Annotated in this window: 4 protein-coding genes and 1 tRNA gene; 1 reads left to right on the top strand and 4 read right to left on the bottom strand. The window is 61.2% G+C overall.

What is annotated here, in order from left to right; all coding sequences use genetic code 11:
- Positions 1-214: 214 nt before the first annotated feature.
- Both AB1E34_RS25950 and AB1E34_RS25945 read right to left on the bottom strand, forming a co-directional pair.
- Positions 215-289 (bottom strand) — tRNA-Asn (locus AB1E34_RS25950).
- Between the two features lie 77 nt (positions 290-366).
- Positions 367-1,284, bottom strand: a complete 918-nt coding sequence (locus AB1E34_RS25945) for an MBL fold metallo-hydrolase (protein ID WP_372575182.1) — start codon at positions 1,282-1,284, stop codon at positions 367-369.
- Positions 1,285-1,325: 41 nt separating this feature from the next.
- On the opposite strand from AB1E34_RS25945, the gene AB1E34_RS25940 reads away from it, so the two are divergent.
- Positions 1,326-2,645, top strand: coding sequence for an ATP-binding protein (locus AB1E34_RS25940; protein ID WP_372575181.1), 1,320 nt, complete (start codon positions 1,326-1,328; stop codon positions 2,643-2,645).
- Between the two features lie 31 nt (positions 2,646-2,676).
- On the opposite strand, the gene AB1E34_RS25935 is transcribed toward AB1E34_RS25940, so the two are convergent.
- Both AB1E34_RS25935 and AB1E34_RS25930 read right to left on the bottom strand, forming a co-directional pair.
- Positions 2,677-3,159 (bottom strand): hypothetical protein, encoded by a 483-nt coding sequence (locus AB1E34_RS25935; protein WP_372575180.1) that lies wholly within the window; start codon positions 3,157-3,159, stop codon positions 2,677-2,679.
- Positions 3,160-3,424: 265 nt separating this feature from the next.
- The gene (locus AB1E34_RS25930; protein WP_372575179.1) at positions 3,425-4,243 is read right to left on the bottom strand and encodes a site-specific integrase; all 819 of its coding nucleotides are present in this window, start codon (positions 4,241-4,243) and stop codon (positions 3,425-3,427) included.
- Positions 4,244-4,338 lie beyond the last annotated feature (95 nt).

Here is a 4,338-nt window from a genome sequence, read left to right as displayed (position 1 = left end):
AGGCAAGCCCTTCGTACAAATCCCCATAGCACAGCCGACCCAAAAGAACTAACCCCGCGATTTCCCGCCTGAGCGCTTCTCTGACGCCGGGAAACCCATCGCGCAACTCCCCCGCCAGCATGCGGCGTCCGAGAAACCTGCATCGAAACCGGACATCGGGTCACTGTCACAAGGGGAGAAGCTGGCGCGACCCGACATGCTTTGGGGGGAGGATTGGCTCCGGCGGTAGGGATCGAACCTACGACCAATTGATTAACAGTCAACTGCTCTACCGCTGAGCTACGCCGGAACGGTTCGCGCCGTATAGCAATCCCGTTTTGCGGCGTCCAGAGGGATTGCGCGCTTTTCTTAATCTGGCTCTGCGCGTCACGATCGCCGACTGAAAACCGCCTCTGCGCCAAGTGGACCGGTCGGGGCAATCAACTCTCTGCCCAGAAGATCGACAAGATGGGCAAAGACGTTGCGTTCGGCTGCGGGCAGCAGGGCCGGGGGTGTGTCTGTATAGACCCGCTCGGCGATCTGGCGGGCGGTGGCGGGGCCGCTCTCAAGCGCGCTCAGGATAGCTGCTTCGCGACCCTGACGGTGCGCGATCAGCCAGTCGAGCCTTGCGGCGGGGTCTTCGACCGGGGCGCCGTGGCCGGGATGAAAGACCGACCAGTTGCGGGTGCGCAGGCGGGCGCAGGAGGCCATGAAATCCGTCAGATCACCATCGGGGGGCGAGACCAGCGAGCTGGCCCATCCCATCACATGATCGGCGGTGAAGCAGATATCGCCCCAGCCGAGCGCAATATGATTGCCCAGATGGCCGGGGGTATGAACCACGTTCAGCGCCCAATCGGGGCCTTCTATGATTTCGCCATCGCCAATCTCGATATCGGGTCGGAAGCTGTGATCAATGCCTTCACCACCACCGGCCAGTCCGGCGGCGGCCAGGTCGGCCATGACCGGGCTGCGCCCCGCCTCGGGGCCGCCAAAGCCATGAACCGGCGCGCCGGTGCGCTGGGACAGGGGGCGGGCCAGCGGGGAATGATCCAGATGGCTATGGGTCACGATGATATGCGAGATGCGCTGTCCGGGCTCTACCGCAGTCATTATGGCGTCGAGATGGGCCTCGCTCAGGGGACCGGGGTCGATCAGCGCAAGATCGCTCTGTCCGATCAGATAAGTATTGGTGCCGCGATAGGTCATCGGCGAGGGGTTGGGGGCCAGCACGCGCCGCAGACCGGGCGATAGCTCGATGGCGACACCCACAGGCGGGTCGAAATCGTCGGGAGGCGGAAGCATCGGCTCTTTCTCTTGGAATTCTGCGCGGTTACCCTTAGCGCATGTCCTTTGGTTGGCTCAAACACTATATGCCGCGTGGCCTGTATGGGCGTGCGGCCCTGATTCTGGTTCTGCCGGTGGCGATGCTGCTGGCAATCATGTCGTTTACCTTCATCCAGCGGCATCTGGAGGATGTGACGCAGCAGATGACCGGCACCGTCGTGCGCGAGGTTCGGATGGTGCGCGATCAGGTTGCGGGGGCCGAGACCCAGCAGGAGCTGATCGCGCGGGTCCGGCCGTTCCTGACCTCGCTGAACATGAAAGTCCGGTTCCTGTCGTCACAGGAGGTGCCCGAGGCGGATGGTGTCGGGATTTTCGACTTCACCGGAGGGATCGCGCGGGATACGCTGAAATTTAGCCTGGCGGAGGTTGAGGCGGTTGAGTTCTTGCCCGACAAGACGGCGCTGGTCTATCTCGACAGTGATCTGGGACCGATTGAGCTGACAATCAACCGCCGCCGCCTGACACCCACGGCACCGCATCAGCTGATTGTCACCATGGTGTTTTGCGGCATTCTGATGACGGCGATCGCCTCGCTCTACATGCGCAACCAGCTGCGCCCGATCACCCGGCTGGCCCGTGCCGCCAAGGCGTTTGGCCGGGGTCAGAACGTTGCCTACCATCCCGGTGGCGCCACCGAGGTGCGCGAGGCGGGCAACGCCTTCATCGACATGCGCGCCCGGATCGAACGGCAGATCGAACAGCGCACCATGATGCTGTCGGGGGTCAGCCACGATTTGCGCACGCCGCTCACCCGGCTGAAGCTGGGCCTGTCGATGCTGGACGAACGCGATGCCGAGCCCTTGCTGGAAGATGTCAACGAGATGCAGCGGCTGGTGGATTCCTTTCTGGACTTCTCGCGCGGTGCCTCCGAGGGCGAGGTTGAGAAGCTGGACCCGCAATCTCTGGCCGCGCGCATTGTCGAGGACGCCCAGCGTGCCGGCAAGCCCGTCACGCTTCTGCCGCCCGAGGGCGAAGGCAGGGTCAAGCTGCGCCCCGATTCGATTCGCCGCGCCTTGCAGAACCTGATCGACAACGCGGTCCGTTATGGGGATCGCGCCGAGGTCAGTGTGGCCTTCACGCCAAAATCCCTGCGCCTGCGGGTTGAGGATGACGGGCCGGGCATCCCGCCCGATCAGCGCGGCGAGGCGTTGAAACCGTTTGCGCGGCTTGACCCGTCGCGCAATCAGAACAAGGGAACAGGTGTTGGTCTGGGGCTAGCTATCGTGGCTGACATCGCCCGCGCCCATGGCGGCACACTGAGGCTGGGAGAGAGCGCGCGGTTGGGCGGCCTCTGCGCCGATATCGTGATCGGGCGTTAGCCTTGTCCGTAGCGACCAAACGGAACAGGTTTCAGGCGGCCAGTTCCGCCGCCTCGACAATACCCTTGTAAGTGTTCAGGGTCAGGCCAACCTCGAAGGCGCGGTAACAAAGTTCATCGCTAGGAGGTTGCCCGGTCTTGCGCAGGCATCCGGCCAGATCATGCAGGCAGTCGTGACGCGCGACGATCTCAAGCGGAGTCAGGAATTGCTGGGCGGGCGAGGTATCGGACATATCTGCCCGCAGCAGGGTGAGCAGGCTGGCCAAAGCAGGGCTGCGCCGGTGCTGCAGCAATTCGTCCAGAACAATGACCTGTTCTTCGCGGGCCAGAGCCTCCATCGACAACACGGCCTCTATGACACGAAAGACCTGCGCATCCGAGCGTATCTCGGCCAGCGCCCGTTCGGTGGGTGTCGCCTCACATGTCGTGAACGATTGCGCCTCGTCCGGCTCGGGCATCGGATGCTTTGCTGCCTGGAACCGAGTGCCGGATGCATGTGGTTCTGGATGTGTCATCTTTTGCCCCGCTAGCCGCCTATGCGCGCTCAAAGAAGTATGCAGCAAGCAGGAAGGTTCAGAAAACTAAACGAGTCCAGACAGGCTGGTTTGCGGATTCTTGCCGATCCCTGCAACCTGCACGCGATTTTGGCCGGATATAGGCCAATTGCGAGGGAGTTCTGGTAGGCCCGGAGGGAATACGAGGACCGAAATTGACCCCTTACAAGTCAGCCACTTACGGCGGCGTGGGGGAACAAATGGGAGAGCGTGGGGGATTTTCCGTTCACCATTTGAACCCGGTCATCTTCTTTCCGAGGCTCGCGGCGATGGCTTGGCGCTCTGCTTCGGCAACGTAGACCTTGCTTTCTTCGCTACCCATTTCATGGCCTAACAGTACGTCGATTTCGAAGCTTTTCGCCCCCATGTGCGGCAAGATGGACGACAGGCCCTTGCGGACTCCATGCAGTGATCCGCGCACCTTCGCAGCATCAAACCAGTCTCGAACCATGTTCCCAATTGAGCCATGGGTGAACGGCGTTCCCTTGACGGTCTTGATGTAGGTGCCATCTGTTACGTCTGCGAATTCTTCCACCAGCATTGGCAGCATCGGGATTTCAACGACCCGGTTAGGCTTCTTGGATTGCGTCCATCTGAGCCACTTCATGCCGTCCCGGTGAAACTCGTTAAACGGCCCCAAAAGGCGCAGATCTTCGCGTCTGGCGGCGGTGCAAAGCTCCAGCACCATGACCTTGCGGGCGGTCGTTCCGGGCTTGTGGTGCTTCATGTAGGCGCGCACGTCGTCAATGGTACAGGTATAAAACCCCTTGCTGCGGTGGATGCGCTTAATGGTTTTGGTTGGGTTCTGGTATTTCACGGGGTCCAGATGTTCCCGATCAAGTGCCCATTCATACAGGGCGCTGATGGACTTTCTCAGATTATCACGCGCTCCGGGTGTCGCGTTGTATTTGTCTAGTAATTGCATCACCTTGCGGCGTGGCACTAATGCGTCGAATCGGCCATACTCAGCCACCAGCTTGGCAAGGTGATGCTTGTGGGTCACGTCCGTCAAGGTGGTGTAATTTGTCGGATGGCCTGAGGTCATGATCAGACGGCTTTGATGCTGAGAATGGGGTCGATCTCCTCGTGGTCGATTTGGGCGAAAGCTTCCACCATCATGTAACGGCTGGCGGTCTGCCA

Origin of the sequence: Ruegeria jejuensis, assembly GCF_041537905.1 — a bacterium.
Taxonomy (GTDB): Bacteria; Pseudomonadota; Alphaproteobacteria; order Rhodobacterales; family Rhodobacteraceae; genus Ruegeria_C.
This window is presented reverse-complemented; position numbering and strand designations above follow the sequence as displayed.

Coding starts and splice junctions, on each gene's coding strand:
- AB1E34_RS25930 (WP_372575179.1), bottom strand. CDS start 4,243: ATGACCTCAGGCCATCCGACAAATTACACCACCTTGACGGACGTGACC.
- AB1E34_RS25940 (WP_372575181.1), top strand. CDS start 1,326: ATGTCCTTTGGTTGGCTCAAACACTATATGCCGCGTGGCCTGTATGGG.
- AB1E34_RS25945 (WP_372575182.1), bottom strand. CDS start 1,284: ATGCTTCCGCCTCCCGACGATTTCGACCCGCCTGTGGGTGTCGCCATC.
- AB1E34_RS25935 (WP_372575180.1), bottom strand. CDS start 3,159: ATGACACATCCAGAACCACATGCATCCGGCACTCGGTTCCAGGCAGCA.